The sequence below is a fragment of the Micromonospora sp. WMMC264 genome (assembly GCF_027497275.1).
In the GTDB taxonomy this organism is placed as follows: Bacteria; Actinomycetota; Actinomycetes; order Mycobacteriales; family Micromonosporaceae; genus Micromonospora; species Micromonospora chalcea.
In genome coordinates, this window is the sequence record NZ_CP114907.1 from 2,919,935 (window position 1) to 2,936,669 (window position 16,735).

The window sequence follows — 16,735 nt, forward strand, 5'->3', positions numbered from 1 at the left end:
GCCGACGTTCGAAGAGATCACTGCATGGCGGTGGCTGGTGGGTGATCGAACGAGACCGGGCAGCGGAAGATGTACAGGGCATAACCCCTGCCGATGGATACATCGGTGGGGTTGGGCATAGCCTCCGCCGGATCTTCCACCGGCCGCCAACTGTCGCCCGATCCGTGCCACTCGCCGGAATCGGCGGTGAACAGCAGCGTCATGGCGATGCCGCACTCCGTGCACTCCATCGGATGCGGGTCGGTCAGCGACCAATTAGCGAAGCCGCCCACTTTCCAGCCCGGCGCCAGTGACAGGTCGGACTGATAGTTGATTCCCTCCTCGTTGTCGGATTCCTCCTCGGTCTCCTCCCAGGCGGTGATCCGGGCGTCGAGTTCCTCGGGCAGCAGTCCGCCGTACTGGTACTCGCGAATCTGTTCCGGGTACACGATGCAGGGAGTCGGCAGATAGGAGTCGTTGACGACGGGGGGTTCGGGAGCCGCGGCCAAGGGCCGGCTGACGTCGGCGCTGCGCCGCCAGTACAGCCGTACCCGCGGGTTGTAGCCCTCCTCGGGGTGGTCCAGCGGGCACCACAGCACCTGTAACAGATCGGCGCCGTCGGGGCCGGCGAAGTCGGGAACGTCCCGGCGGTACAGCTGCGCCACCGGGACCAGCGAGATCTGCTGGTTCACCAGGCTGTGCGGCTCGGAGAAGTCGAGACCCGGCAACTGTGCTCGCTCCTCGTCGGTCAGGGCGTAACGAGTGCCCGTCGCGTCGGCACGGGCCTGCGCCGCCGCGTAGATCTCCCGGCTGCGGCGGACCGTCGCCGGCGTCCGGAGCCGGAAAATGTAGTGGGCATCGCCATCTGTGCACACTGGCCAAGCCTCATCGGCCGGCCAGAGCAGCGGGCCACCAACCGAACTGTCGGCGGCCGTCGGCGTACCGGGCCGGGGATGCAGCCGCGTGGCCGTCGCTGAGTACTCCCTCACCTCGGGGAAGAGTGCCGTGATGTCCAGCGGCCGCGGCGGCGTGGTGCGAGTCATGGCGAATGATCCTAACGATCGGATACGACAAGTCATGCGGTTCGCTGAGCCTCGACGCGGCATCGGAAGAACTGGCTCCGGTTCGGGCCGGAGGCCCTGCCGTCCCTCATTCCGACGGTCGATTCAGCTACCGGCTGCCCGGCTTGGTCTGAAACCAGAGGATCACGGTCACGGCGAAGAACAGCAACACAAAGAACACGCAGGGGCACAGCAGGAGCAACGCCATTCCTTCCACGGCGCACAGCCTAGGCTCGTTCACCCCCGGATGGCCGCGCCCGCGACTGCGAAGGGGCGACCATGTCTCGTACGGACAAAGACGGTCCACACTCCCCGCGAACCGGCCTGCGGTTGCTGGCCGGGGGCGGAGGCCCCCCGCGTTGGTTCGTCCACGCGGTCTGGACCAGCAGGGAACGTCAGGCCACGAGAGCCGCATGCCGTAACGCTGCGAAGGGACATCGCGGTGATGGGATGGTCAACACCATCCCGACGACCAGGCGGCACCGACATGGTGCTCAGTGGCTCTGGTGGTGACGGCAGGGCTGGCGTTGCCCGACCCACAGACGGCTCAGAACCAGCTCTCGCGCATGTCCAGCGTCGTCCGGTCCAACCCTTCCAGCAGGTCGAACTGCGCCCCCACCTTCGGCAACTCCCACCGGTAGAAGTACCGCGCCGCCTGCCTCTTCCCCGCCAGGAACTCCCCCTCGGCCCCGTCCGGCGACCCCAGCGCCTCCACCACCAGCACCTGCTCCAGCCACATCCACGCGATCACCACGTGCCCGACCGCCTCCAGGTAGACCGAGGCGTTCGCCAGCGCCAGCTCCGGATCGCCCGGCGCCCACAGCCGCCGCGTCACCACGGCGATCCGGTCGACCGCGGCGGCGAGCTGCCCGGCCAGCTCGGAGGCGAACCCGTCGGCCTTCCACGCCCGGCTGATCGTGCCGCGGATCGTCTCCAGCAGGAGTTCCAGCGCGGCGCCGTCGCGCATGGTGACCTTGCGGCCGAGCAGATCGAGGGCCTGGATGCCGTGGGTGCCCTCGTGGATGGCGTTGAGCCTGTTGTCGCGCCAGTGCTGCTCGACGTCGTAGTCGCGGGTGTAGCCGTACCCGCCATGCACCTGGATGGCCAGGTCGTTGGCGGCCAGGCACCACTGCGCCGGCCAGCTCTTGGTGATCGGGGTGAGCAGGTCCAGCAGCAGTTGCGCCCTTTCACGGTCGGCCTCGGCGGGCGCGGTCTTCTGCTCGTCGAGCAGCCGTCCGCAGTAGAGCACCAGCGCGAGCGCGCCCTCGACGTAGCTCTTCTGGGCCAGCAGCATCCGGCGTACGTCGGGGTGGGCCACGATCGGCACCTGCGGCGTGGTGGGGTCCTTGTCGGCGACCGGGCGGCCCTGCGGGCGTTGCCGGGCGTACGCGACGGACTTCAGGTACGCGGTGTAGCCGAGCGCGGTGGCGCCGGCGCCGATGCCGATGCGCGCCTCGTTCATCATGTGGAACATCACCGCGAGCCCCTGGTGCGGCTGCCCCACCAGGTACCCGACCGCCCCGGCCCGCCCGTACGGCCGGTGCACGCCCTCGCCGAAGTTGAGCAGCGTGTTGGTGGTGCCCCGGTAGCCGAGCTTGTGGTTGAGGCCGACCAGCACCACGTCGTTGCGCGGCCCGAGGTTGCCGTCGTCGTCGAGCAGCACCTTCGGCACGATGAACAGCGACAGGCCCTTCACGCCGGCTGGCGCGCCGGGGATGCGGGCCAGGACCAGGTGGACGATGTTCTCGGCGAGTTCGTGGTCGCCGCCGGAGATCCACATCTTGGTGCCGACGATCCGGTAGGTGCCGTCGTCCTGCGGCTCGGCCCGCGTGGTGAGGTCGGTCAGGGAACTGCCGGCCTGCGGTTCGGACAGGCACATGGTGCCGAAGAAGCGTCCCTCGACCATGGGGCGTACCCAGGTGTCGATCTGCTCGGCGCTGCCGTGGGCGAGCAGCAGGTTGGCGTTGCCGAGGGTGAGCATCGGGTACGCGGACGTGCCCACGTTGGCGGCCTGGAACCAGGCGAACGCGGCGGCGGCCACCGTGTGCGGCAGTTGCAGGCCGCCGACCGACTCGTCCATGGTGGCGGCGAGCAGCCCGGTCTCGGCGAACGCCTCCAGCGCGGCCTTGACCTGCGGGATGGTCCGTACCCGCTGCCCGTCGAACGTGGGCTCGCCGGTGTCGGCGGCCCGGTTGTGCGGGGCGAACCGCTCGGCGGCCACCTGGGCGGCGAGGTCCAGCACCGCGTCGACGGTCTCCCTGGTGTGCTCGGCGTAGCGGGGGCGCTCGGTCAGCCGGGTCACGTCCAGCCAGTCGTGCAGCAGGAACGTGAGGTCGCGGCGGGACAGCAGCAGATCGGACGAGGACAACGTGGACTCCTTCCGGTCAGCCGCGGCGCAACCCGGCGACGGCCTCCCGCACGTCATCCTGACCGATCGGAGCCGGCGGCGCACCCTCCGCCGCCTCCCGGAGCGCCTTGGCGAGTTGCACCCGGCGCAGCGCCTCGCGAAGGTCCGCGCCGGTCAGCCCGGCCGTGTCGGCCGCGAGGGCGGCCGGGTCGAGGTCGTCGGCGAACATTGTGAAGCCGGGCCGTTCGTGCCGGTCGATCAGCTCGCGGATCATCTTGGTGAGGATCTCCGCGCGTCCGTTCTCGTCCGGCGCCGGAATGGCGATCTTCAGGTCGAATCGGCCGGAGCGGATCAGCGAGGCGTCGACGCGGTGCGGGAAGTTGGTGGTCGCCACCACGATGACGTCGGGGTTCTCCTCGAACAGCGTGTTCATCTCCTGCTTGAAGATGCCCGCTACCGCGTTGACGGCCTGGCTGGCCGCGTCGCCGCCCGCCCCGGCGTAGCTGATGATCGAGTCGAACTCGTCGAACAGCATCACGGTGGGCCGCCGGTAGCGGCGCGCCTCCCGGAAGATGCGCTTGATGTTGCGTTCCGAGCCGCCGAGGTACTTGTCCAGGATCTCCGGGGTGCGGATCTCCACGAAGTCCGCGCCGATCTCGTTCGCGAGGGCCCGGGCCAGCATGGTCTTGCCGGTGCCGGGCGGCCCGTACATCAGGATGCCCTGCGGCCGGCGCGCGCCCCAGCGGGCCATCGCTGCCGGGTGCCGGAACGACACCGCCACCTCGCGGAACTGCGCGACCACGTCGGGCAGGCCGCCGACCTGGTCGAGGGTCACGGTCGCGCTGCGCGGCCCGGCCGCCGTCGTCACCGGTCGCCGCCCCACGACGTACGTCCGTCCGCGCAGCACGGTCGGCTCGTCGCTGTCGCCGGACAGCTCGCGTACGGCCTGGAGCAGCAGGCCGAGCATCGCCGTCAGGTGCGCCGGACCCACGTCGGCGCTTGGCACGTCGGCGTGGATGCGTACCGTGCCGTTGTCCTGGTCGACGCGGGGCCGCAGCCCGGCTTCCCGGGCCACGCGCAGCACCTCCCGGCCGGCCTCGTCGCCGGGCGGCGCGGCGAGCGTGGCGACCGGTCGCGGCCAGATCCGCCGTCCGGCCTCCGCGGCCATCCGGCCCACGGCGGCGGCCGGGCCGTCGCCGCCGCGGGCGGCCAGCCGCTCGGCGAGCAGCACGCCGACCGGCCCGGCCAGACCGAGAGCGAGCAGGCCCGCCGGGCTGCTCTCCACCCGCAGGTACGCCTCGAAGCGGTGCGCCGGCTGCCCGTCCGCGGTGTCGGCGCGCACGGTGCAGAGCGCCTCCCGCACCGGGGCCGGGAAGTCGCCGTCGACCATCAGCTCCACCGGCCCGTCGACGGCGGCGGCGAGCAGCCCCGCCGCGTCGGCGATGCGCACCTCGGCGCCGAGCAGCGGCACCGTCTCCTCGTCCGGCCGTACCTCGGTCATCGGCTGCCCTCTCCTCACGGCGGCGTCCGCTTCCCTCGCGTGGCGTCCGCCTCCGAGTCTGGCACCGGCCCGGCCGGGCGGCCACCGCTGAGCCGGCTGCTGCTCCCCGGCTGGTGCCCGCCCGGCCCGCTCCCCCGGCCGCTGCTCAGCTCGTCTCGGCGAGCAGGCCGTCGACCAGGTCGCGGGGCAGCCCGTGGGTGTCGTGCAGCCAGTGGTAGTCGCGCTCGGTCAGCGGGCCGCGCTCCCGTACCCGGTCCACGAGCGGCCGTCCGCGTCGCAGCAGCCCGCGGAAGCGGCGCTCCTCGTCCACCAGCGTCGCGTGCAGCGAGCCGACGTCGACCGGCTGACGGAAGCGGCGCAGCGTGTCCGCGTACAGCTCGGGCGGCAGCCCGTCGAGGCTGCGCGCCGGGTCGTCGCGCCACAGCACTGTCAGCGCGCGGCGCAGCAGCCGCCGCAGCACGTACCCGCGGCCGGTGTTGCCGGGGCGTACCCCGTCACCGAGCACGACCACCGCGGACCGCAGGTGGTCGGCGACCACGCGCAGGTCCTCGTCGCGCAGGCCCCAGTTGCCTACCGCGTCCACCCACCGGCGCAGCCCGTCGCCGGTGAACACGGACCGGTCGCCGCGCAACACCATCTCCAGCCGTTCCAGGCCCATGCCGGTGTCGATGCTCGAGTGCGGCAGCGGCGTGAGCCGCCCGTCGGGGTGCCTGTGGTAGCGCATCTGCACGTGGTTCCACACCTCCACCCACCGCGCGTCGCTGCTGGGCGTGCCGGTGGACGGGCCGTCGCCGGTCCACACGAAGATCTCCGAGTCCGGTCCGCAGGGGCCGGTCGGGCCGTTGGACCACCAGTTGTCCTCGCCCAGCGCCTCCACCGGCACACCGAGCCTGGTCCAGGTGTCCCGCGCGGTGTCGTCCGGCCCTTCACCGTTGCCGCCGCCGAAGACCGTGGCGTGCAGCCTCTCCACCGGGATGCCGAACCCGTCGGTGAGCAGGTCGAAGCCCCAGCGCAGGCTGGTCACGATGTCGTAGTCGCCGAGCGACCACGAGCCGAGCATCTGGAACACGGTCAGGTGCGTGTCGTCGCCCACCTCGTCCAGGTCCGTGGTGCGCAGGCACCGCTGCACGTTCGCCAGTCGCCGCCCGCCCGGGTGCGGGCGCCCCAGCAGGTACGGCGTGAGCGGGTGCATGCCGGACGTGGTGAACAGCACCGGGTCACCGGGCGGCGGAACGAGTGAGCTCTCCGGCGCGCGCTGATGGTCGTGCCGGTGGTAGTGGTCCAGGAACGTCCGGGTGATGTCGTCGGGTGTCATGGCGGGTGCCTTCCGGGTACGGGTGACCGGACGGCCCGCCGCGCGCGTTGGCGTCGACACGACGACGCCGGCGGACCGTTTCCGGTCGCCGGCGTGGGTGTGGGGCAGGTCAGGCGGCGGCAACCGGCGAGCGGGAAGCTCGCGCGGCCGCGGCGGTAAGGCTGCGCCTGCTCTGCATACATCGACGCTAGCCCGGCCGCCCCTGTCCCGCCCACCCCTTTTCCGGGGCATCCCCGCCCTCGCGCCCGCCCGCCCGCCCTCGCATGATCAACACCACTCCCCCGAAATGGCGGGGTCGGCGCCCCTCGGATGCCGCCACTTCGCCGAGCTGGAGTTGACCATGCCGCCCCCGGGGTGCGGGTGGAACGCCATGGGTGTCAAAACGGGCCGGAGACACCCGTGGTGTTCCACCCGAGCGAGGCGGGAAGCGGGAGGTGGGCGGTGGGCGGTGGGCGTCAGCGGATGGGGGTGAGCAGGCGGCGGTAGAGGGCGTCGAGGCGTTCGGCCTGCGCCTCCCACGTCCACCCGGGCAGCGGCGAGTCCGGGCCCTCGTACGCGGCGCGGTAACGGGCCGGGTCCGCGAGCACCGCCCGCACCGCGCGGGCCAGGTCGGCGGCGTCGCGGGCACGGAACACCTCGCCCTGGCCGGTGGCCCGGACCGTCTCGGCCATGGTGCGGACGTCGCTGACCACGATCGGCAGCCGCGCGTGCGCGTACTCGAAGAACTTGGTGATCAGCGCGATCTCGTGGTTGGGCCAGTGGTGCAACGGGATCAGCCCGATGTCGGCGGTGGCGAGGAACGCGACGAGCTGGCGGTGCGGCACGTACGGCAGCACGTGCACCCGGTCCCCCACCCCGTGCCGGTCCGCGCGGGCGACGACCTGGCGGACGTAGGCGGCAGCCGGGTCGGCGACGACAAGCGCCAGGTGTACGCCGGGCAGCAGCGGCAACGCCTCGACCACCGTGTCCACGCCGCGCTGCACGGCCATCGCCCCGCTGTAGACCAGCAGCGGCGTGTCCGGTGGCAGACCGCAGCGCTTCCGCAGATCGGGAGCGGATGTCTCCGTGGTGGCGGCGATCGGGGCGTTGAGGATCACGGTCGGGCGTTCGGGCAGGGCGTGGTCGCGTACCAGCAGGTCGGCGAGCGTGTCGGAGACGGTGACGACCGCGTCGGCGTGACCGACGTACTCGCGGACGTAACCGAGGTGGGCGGGCAGCCAGCGGGCGTTGTCCCGACGCGGCCGCGCACCGGGCAGCCACTCGTGCGCGTCCCAGACCAGCTTGACGTCACGTCCGGCGGCGCGGGCGCGGTCCACGGCGCGGGCGGCCACGCCGAGCATCCGGAAGTCGTGCGCGTGGATCAGGTCGGGGCGCAGGTCGTCGACGACCGGTCCGGCGGCCCGTTCGTAGTCCCAGAGGCCCGGCTCCAGCCGCCGCCAGGCCCCGTCGCGCAGCCGGGCCCGCCAGAAACGGGCCTCGGCGTGCTCGACGGGCCGGCGGGCCAGCCGCGCCGCGCGCAACGGCAGTCCGCCCCGGGCCACCAGCCGAGCCCGCAGCCCGGACACACCGCGCAGACCGGACACGCCACGCAGCCCGGAGCCGTCGCACGAACCAGCGTCACGGCCCGAGGCGGCAACGGCGGCGAGCGGCAGGACGCGTACCTCGGCGTCGCCGAGCCGCCAGCGGCGTTCGGCGTCGACGTGGGCGCAGCCGATCAGCGTGACGTGCCAGCCGGCGTCGGCGGCCGAGCGGGCCGCCTTCTGCACCCGCGAGTCACCCTCGACCGCGTTGTCGACGAGCATGACCACGCGCCGCATCGGCGTTCCACCCCTTCACCCGTACGCCCGGACGGGCGCGAGTGTACGGGGACGCGGGGCTGTCACGACGGCCGCGAAGACCGCTCTGAGCTGCGCGGATACCGACTGTGCAGCGGCTGGTCAGGCGCCGGCCGGTGGAAGTTCACCGGCCGTGCACCGAACGGCCCCGGTCAGGCCGTGCCGGAGGAGACCAGCGGGGCCGGGGCGACCGGCTGCCGGCTGTCGTTGCGGTTGGGCAGCGACAGGCGGATGACCTTCCACCACGCGGAGGCGACCTGCTTGGGCAGCGGGCCGGTGGTGTAGTGCAGGCCGTACCTGTCGAACAGCGCGCGTACCTGCGGCGCGATCTCCTGGTAGCGGTTGCTGGGCAGGTCGGGGAAGAGGTGGTGCTCGATCTGGTACGACAGGTTGCCGGTCATGATGTGCAGCAGCCGGCTGCCGCTGATGTTGGCCGAGCCGAGCATCTGGCGCAGGTACCACTCGCCGCGCGTCTCGCCCTCGATGGAGGTCTTCTCGAACGTCTCCACGCCGTTCGGGAAGTGCCCGCACATGATCACTGAGTGGCTCCACACGTTGCGCAGCAGGTTCGCGGTGAACGTGGCGGCGAGCGTGGTCAGGAACGAGGGGCCGGACAGCAGCGGGTGCACCACGTAGTCCTTGAGCACCTGGCGGCGGATCTTGCGGCCGACCGCCCGGGCCTTGGCCCGGAACTTCGGGTCCTTGAGCTTGCGCTGCTTGAGGTGGTCGCCGAGTTCCATGTCGTACGCGGCGATGCCGTACTCGAAGAACATGGCGTTGATCAGGTTCCACAGCGGCTGGCCGAGGTGCATCGGGTGCCACGGCTGGTCCTCGTCGACGCGCATGATGCCGTACCCGAGGTCGTTGTCCTTGCCGACGACGTTGGTGTAGCGGTGGTGCAGCTCGTTGTGCGACTGCTTCCACTGGTCGGCCGGGGAGACGTGGTCCCACTCCCAGGTGGTGGAGTGGATCTTCGGGTCGCGCATCCAGTCCCACTGGCCGTGCAGGACGTTGTGCCCGATCTCCATGTTCTCCAGGATCTTGGCGACCGTGAGGCCGGCCGTGCCGACGATCCAGGCCGGCGGGAACAGCGAGAACAACAGCACCGCGCGACTGCTCATCTCCAGTGTCCGCTGGGTCTTGACCACCTTGCGGATGTAGCGGGCGTCCCGCTCCCCCCGGTCGGCGAGGACCCGGTCCCGGATCGCGTCCAACTCCTTGCCGATGATCTCGATGTCCTCGGCGCTCAGGTGGGCGATCGGGTTGACGGCCTTCTTCTGGATGACGGTCACGTGGGTGGCTCCTGTCAGAGATCGATGTCGCAGGTACCGGCGGCGGCCGACACGCACGTCTGGACGAGCACGCCGTCCCCCGGTACGGCAGTGGTGACGTCGCCGTTGCGCAGGTCACGGACGGCGCCCTGGCGCAGCGGTACGACGCAGCCGAAGCAGATGCCCATCCGGCACCCGGAAGGCATCAGCACTCCGGCGTTCTCCCCCGCGTCGAGCAGGGTGGTGGCGCCGTCGGACTCGACTGTCACCCCTGCTCCGGTGAAGGTCACCGTGCCTCCCTCGCCCGGCGTGATCACCGTCGGGCGGAACCGCTCGGTGTGCAACCGTTCGACGAGGCCGTTCGAGGACCAGTACCCCTCGACCGCGTCGAGCATGCCGATCGGGCCGCAGGCCCACGCCTCGCGGTCGAGGTGGTCGGGCACCAGGGCGGCGAGTTCGGCGACGTCGAGCAGGCCGTCGGTGTCGGTGTGCCGCTCGACCAGCCGCAGCGCGCCGCGGTCGGCGAGCGCGCGCAGTTCCGTACCGAAGATGACGTCGTCGCGGGTGGGCGCGGAGTGCACGAGCACCACGTCGGCCCGGTCGGCCAGCCCGGAGCGCAGCATCCCCATGACCGGGGTGATGCCGCTGCCGGCGGTGACGAACAGGACGCGCTCGGGCGTCGCGCTCGGGAGCACGAAGTCGCCCTGGGCCTGGTCGAGGTGGATCAGCGTGCCGGGCCGGAGCCGGCGTACGAGGTGGTTGCTGACCTTGCCGTCGGGGATGGCCTTCACGGTGACGCTGATCCGGCCGTCGGGGGCGTCCGGCGCGGAGGTTACCGAGTACGCGCGCCACTGGCGCACGCCGTCGACGTCGACGCCGAGGCGGATGTACTGCCCGGGCAGGTGGCCCTGCCAGGCGCGGCCGGGCTGGATCACCAGCGTGGCCGCGTCCCGGGTCTCCGGGCGGACGGCGACGATCCGGCCGCGCAGCGGGGCGCCGGCGCGCAGCGGCGCGATCAGGTCGAGATAGTCGTCGGGCAGCACCGGCGTGGTGACCGTTCCGGCCAGCCGCAGCAGCCTGTCCCGGAAGGTGACCTTCTGAGGGCGGCGGGAGGCAGTTGTGGTCATATGACCAGCGTGACCGCCCGATCGCATAACATCTTGACCAGCAAAGGTGAAAAGGTCGCGGGTTTTTGTTCGGAGGGAACAACATGACGTTGGAGGCCGGCACTGGGCAGCGCGCCGCGCACCTCAACCTCGAGGCCGGCATGGCCGCGACGCTGCGCGGCCGGCTGCCGATGGTCGCCGAACGGACCGTCTCCGCGATCACCGCCGAGGTGCCGGACTACTCCGGCGCGCTCACCGGCGCCATGCGGGCGAAGATCGAAAACGCGGTACGCATCGCGCTCGGCACGTTCCTCCAGCTCATCGAGGGTACCCAGGCGTTCGACCCGAGCACTCCCCTGGCCCCGGCGCTGGAGGCCGCGTACGCGCTGGGCAGCGGTGAGGCCCGCTCGGGGCGCAGCATGGACGCGCTGCTGGCCGCGTACCGGGTGGGCGCCCGGGTGGCCTGGCGTGAGGTGTCCACCACGACGGTGCGCAGCGGGCTCGCCGCCGAGACGGTGGCCGAGTTCGCCGAGCTGATGTTCGCGTACATCGACGAGCTGTCCGCGGCGAGCGTGGCCGGGCACGCCGACGAGCTGGCCAGCGCCGGCCGGATGCGCCGCCGCAGCCTGGAACGGCTCACCCAGCAGCTGCTGGCCGGTGAGCCGGAGGAGTCGCTGCGGCGCAGCGCGGAGCGCGCCGACTGGCCGCCGCCGCAGACGCTGACGGTGGTGCTGCTGCCCCGCCGGCACCTGCGCGCCGTTCTGGCGCTGCTCAGCCCGCACACGCTGGAGAGCGGCGAGGACCTGCCCGGCATGAACCCGGTCGAGGAGCTGGCCGTACTGCTGGTGCCGGACATGCACGGCGGCCGGCGCCGCCAGCTCACCCGGCTGCTGCACGGGCACCGGGCGGTGCTCGGCCCGGCCCGCCCCTGGCACCGGGTCGCCGCGTCGTACCAGCGGGCCACGCGGGCGCTCGCGCTCGGCCTCGGCGAGCCGGACGCCGGGCCGGTCGACACTGAGCGTCACCTGGCCACGCTGCTGCTCAGCGTGGACCCGGAGGCGCTGGCCGACCTGCGCGCGCAGGCCCTCGCGCCGCTGGCCGCGCTGCCCCCGGCCACCGCGCACCGGCTGGCCGAGACGCTGCGGTCGTGGCTGCTGCACCAGGGACGCCGCGACGACGTGGCCGCCGACCTGTTCGTGCATCCGCAGACCGTCCGCTACCGGATGGGCAAGCTCCGTGAGCTGTTCGGCGACCGGCTGCTCGACCCCGCCGCCGTCCTCGACCTCACGATCGCGCTGGCCGTACCCCCGGAGGCGGACGCCGTCTGACGTCGCGCCGGGGCGCACGGCCCGGTGCGGCCGGGACCTCCGGCCCTGTCCGGCCGCGACGGCGGCGGGCAGGGTCGGAAGGGGACGAGCAACCAGGAGGGCCGCCATGAACAGCACACCGACCCGCACCGGCCAGGACCCGAGGGTACGGGTGCTGGAGGCGGCCGCCCGGCAGTCCCTGCACGCCCCGTCGGTGTTCAACACCCAGCCCTGGCGCTGGCGGATCACCGCGGACGCGCTGGAGCTGCGCGGCGACCCGGATCGGCAGCTCACGCACACCGACCCGGACGGCCGGTTGCTGATGCTGAGCTGCGGCGCCGCCCTGCACCACGCGCGCGTGTCGCTGGCGGCGTTCGGCTGGGCGGCGGTGGTCGAGCGGCTGCCCGACCCGTCCGACCCGTCGTTGCTGGCCCGGATCCGCACGACCGGCCCGATCGACCTGGACGTGCCGGCGGGCCGGCTCGTCGACGCGATCCCGCGCCGCCGCACCGACCGGCGGGCGTACGGCGACCGGCCGGTGCCGGAGGCGGTGCTGGCCCGGCTCGGTGACGCCGTCGAAGCCGAGGGCGCCCACCTGCACGTGGTCCGGCCGGACCAGATGCCGATGCTCGCCGTGTCCACCGGCCGCGCCGCCGAGGCGGAGCTGGCCGACCCCGCGTACCGGGAGGAGCTGAACCGGTGGACCAACCGGCCGGCGGGCAGCGGCGACGGAGTGCCCGCAGCCACCGCCGTGCGGCCCTCCCCACGGCGGGTGCCGCTGCGCGACTACGCGCCCGGCGGGGCGGCCGGCCTCAGCGCGGGCACGGACTTCGACCGCGGCGCGGCGTACCTGATCCTGTTCGGCGAGGGCGACGAGCCCGCCGCCTGGCTGCGCGGCGGCGAGGCGCTGTCGGCGCTGCTGCTCGCCGCCACCGCCGAAGGGCTGGCCAGCGCGCCGCTCAGCGACGCCGTCGAGCTGGCCTGGCCGCGCCGGATGATGCGTGACCTGCTCGCCGGCATCGGCAGCCCGTACCTGATCGTGCGCGTCGGCTGGGGCCCGGAGGCCGAGCTGCCGCCGGCGCCCCGCCGCGCGCCGGCCGACGTCATCGAGGTGGTGGACTGACTCCGGCGGCCGGCGCGGTCCTGCTTCGTCGTAGCCTCGACGTGTGTGGGATCTGGACCCGGCCGCCGCGTTCGTGGTCTTCGGCGACCAGGACTCCGGGTGCGTCTCCTACGGCGTGGAGGCGGCGGGCCGGCGCTGGTTCGTCAAGCGGGCCGCGACGCCTGCGGCGCGTGAGTCGCTGACCCGCGCCCTGGGCCTGCACGCCGCGGTCCGGCACCCCGCGCTCGTGCGGCCCGAGCTGGTACGCGACGGCGCCGACGGCCCGACCGTCGTGTACCCGTGGCGCAACGGCGTCGTGCTCAACCACGCCACCGTCCACGGCAGCGACCGGGCCGGGCTGGCCCGCTTCCAGCGGCTCCCGCTCGCCGAGGTACGCGCGGCGCTGGACGCGATCCTCGACGCGCACGTGGCGGTGAGCGCGGCCGGGTACGTGGCTGTCGACCTTTACGACGGCTGCTTCCTCTACGATTTCGACGCCCGCCGGATGTGGCTGATCGACCTGGACGAGTACCGGCCGGGGGCGTTCGTGCTCGACTCCGACCGGCTGCCCGGGTCCCGCCGCTACCTGTCGCCGGAGGAGCTGACCCGGGGCGCGACCATCGACGAGCGCACCACCGTGCACGCGCTCGGCCGTACGCTGCACCACCTGCTCGACGGCCCGTCCGGCTGGCGCGGCACCACCGCGGAACGCGCGGTCGTCGACCGGGCCACGCGCGCCGACCCGGACGCGCGGCACGCCACCGTGGCCGCCCTGGTGCGCGACTGGCGGGCTGCCTGACCCTTATCCGGCTGCCGCTTCACCGCCTTCAGCGCCCCGCGCCCGGACCGAGGGCGTGACTTTCCGTCACCTCGACCCCATCCAGCACCTCGTCACAGTGAGTGAGAGGCGGTTTCCTCGGCGAATGCACCACCCTTCCGGGCGCACCACACCTGAGCAGGAAAAATATTCGACCAGTCGTCGGCGAGGCTGTTGCCTCTTCGGCGACTTTGCTCTGCAGCCTCATACGCAGCGGTAGCCGTGAGTCACCGCCGCGTCGATGACTGCAGAGCAAAGTGGCCCGAGGTGAACCATGCGGGCGCAGCTTCGGCGCTACTCTCCGTGACGGCGACGGCTAGCGCGGCGGGACGACCAAGGGCCGACGCGGCGGGACGATCAGGGGTTGGCGTCGGACATCGGCACGCCGGCCACGACGGCGTGCGCGAGCCTCAGTCGACCGCACGGTTCGGACCGCCACCGGCCGGACCTATGACCGCAGGGCGGCCGTCGGGCGGAAACCCGCTCCCGGGGCCCGTCCGGCGCATAGCGTGGGGCGAGGTGGCCTGCCCGGGGCGCCGGTGAGCGGAGGGAGAACGCGGTGACTGAGCCGGAGGAGGAGCAGGAGAAGACCCGCAAGACCGATCGGGTGCTGTTCTCGCCCGACGGCGACCCGCACCACACGCTGGCCGAGGCGCCCCAGCCGGACGAGCACCTCCCGCCCACCGTCACCCGCGACGGCCACACGGACGTGCTCGACGACGAGCAGTGAGCGCACGAACCCGCCCGGCCGACCGGGCGGGTTCCAGCCGCCCCGGAGGGCGGCCACGGAAGCAGCCTCAGACCGGCGGGATGCCGGAGCGGCCGATGTCGGACAGGTCGTCGCCGATCTCGGTCCGGGTGCCGGCCACCGGCCCGGCGGTCGCCCCCGTCCGGTCCTCGATGCAGGCTTCACCCAGCCCGTGCATCAGCTCACCCACCGCGGCCAGCGCCGCGCCCTTGTCCGGGCAGGGCTGCCCGGTGGCGAGCACCCGCCCGTCGCCGCCGACCACGGTGAACCCCACGGTGCCGTCGGCTTCGCTCTCGATGACGAACTTCACCATGCTCCTCTCGCCGCCCCGGGCCGGGCGGCCCTTCAGCTCACGCCGTGCGACTGCAGCCACAACTCCAGCAGGCCCAGTTGCCACAGCTTGTTGCTGCCGGCGGCGGCCTGCGCCCGGTCCGGCTCGGCCAGCAGCTCGTCGACGTACTCCCGGCGGAACAACCCGCGCCGGCGTGCCTCGGGCGCGCTGAGCGCCTCGACCACCAACTCTCGCACGGGCCCGTCGACGTTGCGCAGCGCCGGCACCGGGAAGTAGCCCTTGGGCCGGTCGATGACCTCGGCCGGCAGCACTTCCCGGGCCACCTCCTTGAGCACGCCCTTGCCGCCCTGGGCCAGCTTGTGCTCGGGCGGGCAGGCCGCGGCGAGCGCCACCAGGTCCTGGTCGAGGAAGGGCGTGCGCACCTCCAGTCCCCAGGCCATGCTCATGCTGTCGACGCGTTTGACCGGGTCGTCGGGCAGCATCAGGTGCGTGTCCAGGCGCAGCACCGCGTCCACGGCGGTCTGCGCGCCGGGCGCGGCCAGGTCCGCGGCGACCAGCTCGCCGCTGGCGTCGCGCTCACAGGTGTACGCGGGGTCGACCACCCGGTTCAGCTCGGCGTGATCGCGGTCGAAGAACGCGGCGGTGAACTCGGCCGCGGCGTTCTCCCGCGCCGCGTCGGCGAGCCGGTGGTGGTAGCCGTAGCCGGCGAACACCTCGTCGGCGCCCTGGCCCGACTGCGCCACCTTCACGTGCCGGGCGACCTGCTCGGAGAGCAGGTGGAACGCCACCACGTCGTGGCTGCCCATCGGTTCGGTCATGGCCGCCACGGTGGCGCGTACGGCCGGGCCGAGATCGCCGTCGGAGAGCTGGATGCGGTGGTGGTCGGTGCCGAACGCGCGGGCGACCAGGTCGGAGTAGTGGAACTCGTCGCCGGCCTCGTCGCCGCGGCTGTCGAACCCGATGCTGAACGTCTGGAGGTGGTGCTGCCCGGCACCGTCGAGCAGCGCGACGATCATGCTGGAGTCGAGGCCGCCGGAGAGCAGCACCCCGACCGGCACGTCGGCGACCAGCCGGCGGCGTACGGCCGTGCGCAGCGCGTCCCCGACGGCGGCCCGCCAGTCGGCGGCGTCCATGCCGTCGTGGGCCCGGTCGCGCCGGTACTCGGGCCGCCAGTAGACGCGCTCGCGGCTGTGCCCGTCGGCGTCGATCACCCGCACGGTGGCCGGGGGCAGCTTGCGGATCCCGCGCAGGATGGTGCGGGGGGCCGGCACGATCGAGTGCCAGGACAGGTAGTGGTGCAGCGCGACCCGGTCGATGCCGGTGTCGACGTCGCCTCCGGCCAGCAGCGCCGGCAGCGTGGAGGCGAACCGGAGCCGGCCCGGGGACTCGGCGAGGTACAGCGGTTTGATGCCGAGCCGGTCGCGGGCCAGCACGAGGCGACGGCGACGCCGGTCCACCAGCGCCACGGCGAACATGCCGACCAGGTGGTCGACGAACCGCTCCCCCCACTGCGCGTACGCCACCAGGATCACCTCGGTGTCGCTGGTGCTGTGGAACGTGTGCCCGGCGGCGCGCAGTTCGTCGCGCAGCTGCGGGTAGTTGTAGACGCAGCCGTTGAACACGAGCGCCAGGCCGAGGTCGTCGCGGACCATCGGCTGCGCGCCGGCCTCGGACAGGTCGATGACTGTCAGCCGGCGGTGCCCCAGCGCGATCCAGCCGTCGTCCCACGCGCCCTCACCGTCCGGGCCGCGTGAGCGCATCGCCGCTGTCATCCGGTTCACCGCGTCGGTGTCGGGGGTGACCCCGTCGAACCTGGCCTCACCGCTGATCCCGCACATCTCAGCGCCCACCGGTCAGTCGCGGAGCACCCACCATGCCAACCTCCCGCCGCGTCGTCTCCCCCGGGCGGTCCGCCGGGTACCGCGACTACCCGGCCTGTGGCGTAGGAAACCCGGATGGGCGGTTGGCGAGCCGGGCACGGCGCGCCGTCGTACGGTGGCGGTACGGGCCATGTCCCCGGGCGGTCCGGCCACGGGACGTGGCCAGGATCAACG

General features: G+C 72.9%; 13 protein-coding genes. 4 read left to right on the plus strand and 9 right to left on the minus strand.

Annotated features, from left to right (window positions below; all coding sequences use genetic code 11):
* Positions 1-17 precede the first annotated feature (17 nt).
* From O7542_RS12625 to O7542_RS12655, 7 genes are all read right to left on the minus strand, one after another.
* The gene (locus O7542_RS12625; protein WP_281606273.1) at positions 18-1,022 is read right to left on the minus strand and encodes a hypothetical protein; all 1,005 of its coding nucleotides are present in this window, start codon (positions 1,020-1,022) and stop codon (positions 18-20) included.
* A gap of 565 nt (positions 1,023-1,587) precedes the next feature.
* Positions 1,588-3,408, minus strand: coding sequence for an acyl-CoA dehydrogenase (locus tag O7542_RS12630; protein ID WP_281606274.1), 1,821 nt, complete (start codon positions 3,406-3,408; stop codon positions 1,588-1,590).
* A gap of 16 nt (positions 3,409-3,424) precedes the next feature.
* Positions 3,425-4,888 carry an ATP-binding protein gene (locus O7542_RS12635; protein WP_281606275.1) on the minus strand — a complete coding sequence of 488 codons (1,464 nt, stop codon included), beginning with the start codon at positions 4,886-4,888 and terminating at the stop codon, positions 3,425-3,427.
* Positions 4,889-5,033: 145 nt separating this feature from the next.
* The gene (locus tag O7542_RS12640; protein WP_281606276.1) at positions 5,034-6,203 is read right to left on the minus strand and encodes an alanine--tRNA ligase-related protein; all 1,170 of its coding nucleotides are present in this window, start codon (positions 6,201-6,203) and stop codon (positions 5,034-5,036) included.
* 455 nt (positions 6,204-6,658) lie between these two features.
* Positions 6,659-8,005 (minus strand): glycosyltransferase family 4 protein, encoded by a 1,347-nt coding sequence (locus tag O7542_RS12645; protein WP_281606465.1) that lies wholly within the window; start codon positions 8,003-8,005, stop codon positions 6,659-6,661.
* Positions 8,006-8,190: 185 nt separating this feature from the next.
* Complete coding sequence (locus O7542_RS12650; RefSeq protein ID WP_043324718.1) at positions 8,191-9,330, minus strand: acyl-CoA desaturase; 1,140 nt, start codon at positions 9,328-9,330, stop codon at positions 8,191-8,193.
* Between the two features lie 14 nt (positions 9,331-9,344).
* Positions 9,345-10,436 (minus strand): ferredoxin reductase, encoded by a 1,092-nt coding sequence (locus O7542_RS12655; RefSeq protein WP_281606277.1) that lies wholly within the window; start codon positions 10,434-10,436, stop codon positions 9,345-9,347.
* A gap of 83 nt (positions 10,437-10,519) precedes the next feature.
* Between O7542_RS12655 and O7542_RS12660 the strand changes: the two genes are divergently transcribed.
* The 4 genes from O7542_RS12660 (at position 10,520) to O7542_RS12675 (ending at position 14,371) form a co-directional block, all read left to right on the plus strand.
* A complete protein-coding gene (locus O7542_RS12660) occupies positions 10,520-11,743 on the plus strand; it encodes a helix-turn-helix domain-containing protein (RefSeq protein ID WP_281606278.1) in 1,224 nt (407 codons plus the stop codon).
* Between the two features lie 106 nt (positions 11,744-11,849).
* Positions 11,850-12,845 carry a nitroreductase gene (locus O7542_RS12665; protein ID WP_281606279.1) on the plus strand — a complete coding sequence of 332 codons (996 nt, stop codon included), beginning with the start codon at positions 11,850-11,852 and terminating at the stop codon, positions 12,843-12,845.
* Between the two features lie 43 nt (positions 12,846-12,888).
* On the plus strand, positions 12,889-13,623 hold the full coding sequence (locus tag O7542_RS12670; protein WP_166456501.1) for a serine/threonine protein kinase: 735 nt from the start codon (positions 12,889-12,891) through the stop codon (positions 13,621-13,623).
* A 577-nt stretch (positions 13,624-14,200) separates the two neighbouring features.
* Positions 14,201-14,371, plus strand: coding sequence for a hypothetical protein (locus O7542_RS12675; RefSeq protein ID WP_013285860.1), 171 nt, complete (start codon positions 14,201-14,203; stop codon positions 14,369-14,371).
* Positions 14,372-14,438: 67 nt separating this feature from the next.
* Here O7542_RS12675 and O7542_RS12680 read toward each other — a convergent pair whose 3' ends face one another.
* A complete protein-coding gene (locus O7542_RS12680) occupies positions 14,439-14,702 on the minus strand; it encodes a hypothetical protein (RefSeq protein WP_205797169.1) in 264 nt (87 codons plus the stop codon).
* A gap of 32 nt (positions 14,703-14,734) precedes the next feature.
* The gene (locus O7542_RS12685; RefSeq protein ID WP_166456502.1) at positions 14,735-16,519 is read right to left on the minus strand and encodes an N-acetylglutaminylglutamine amidotransferase; all 1,785 of its coding nucleotides are present in this window, start codon (positions 16,517-16,519) and stop codon (positions 14,735-14,737) included.
* Between the last annotated feature and the right edge of the window lie 216 nt (positions 16,520-16,735).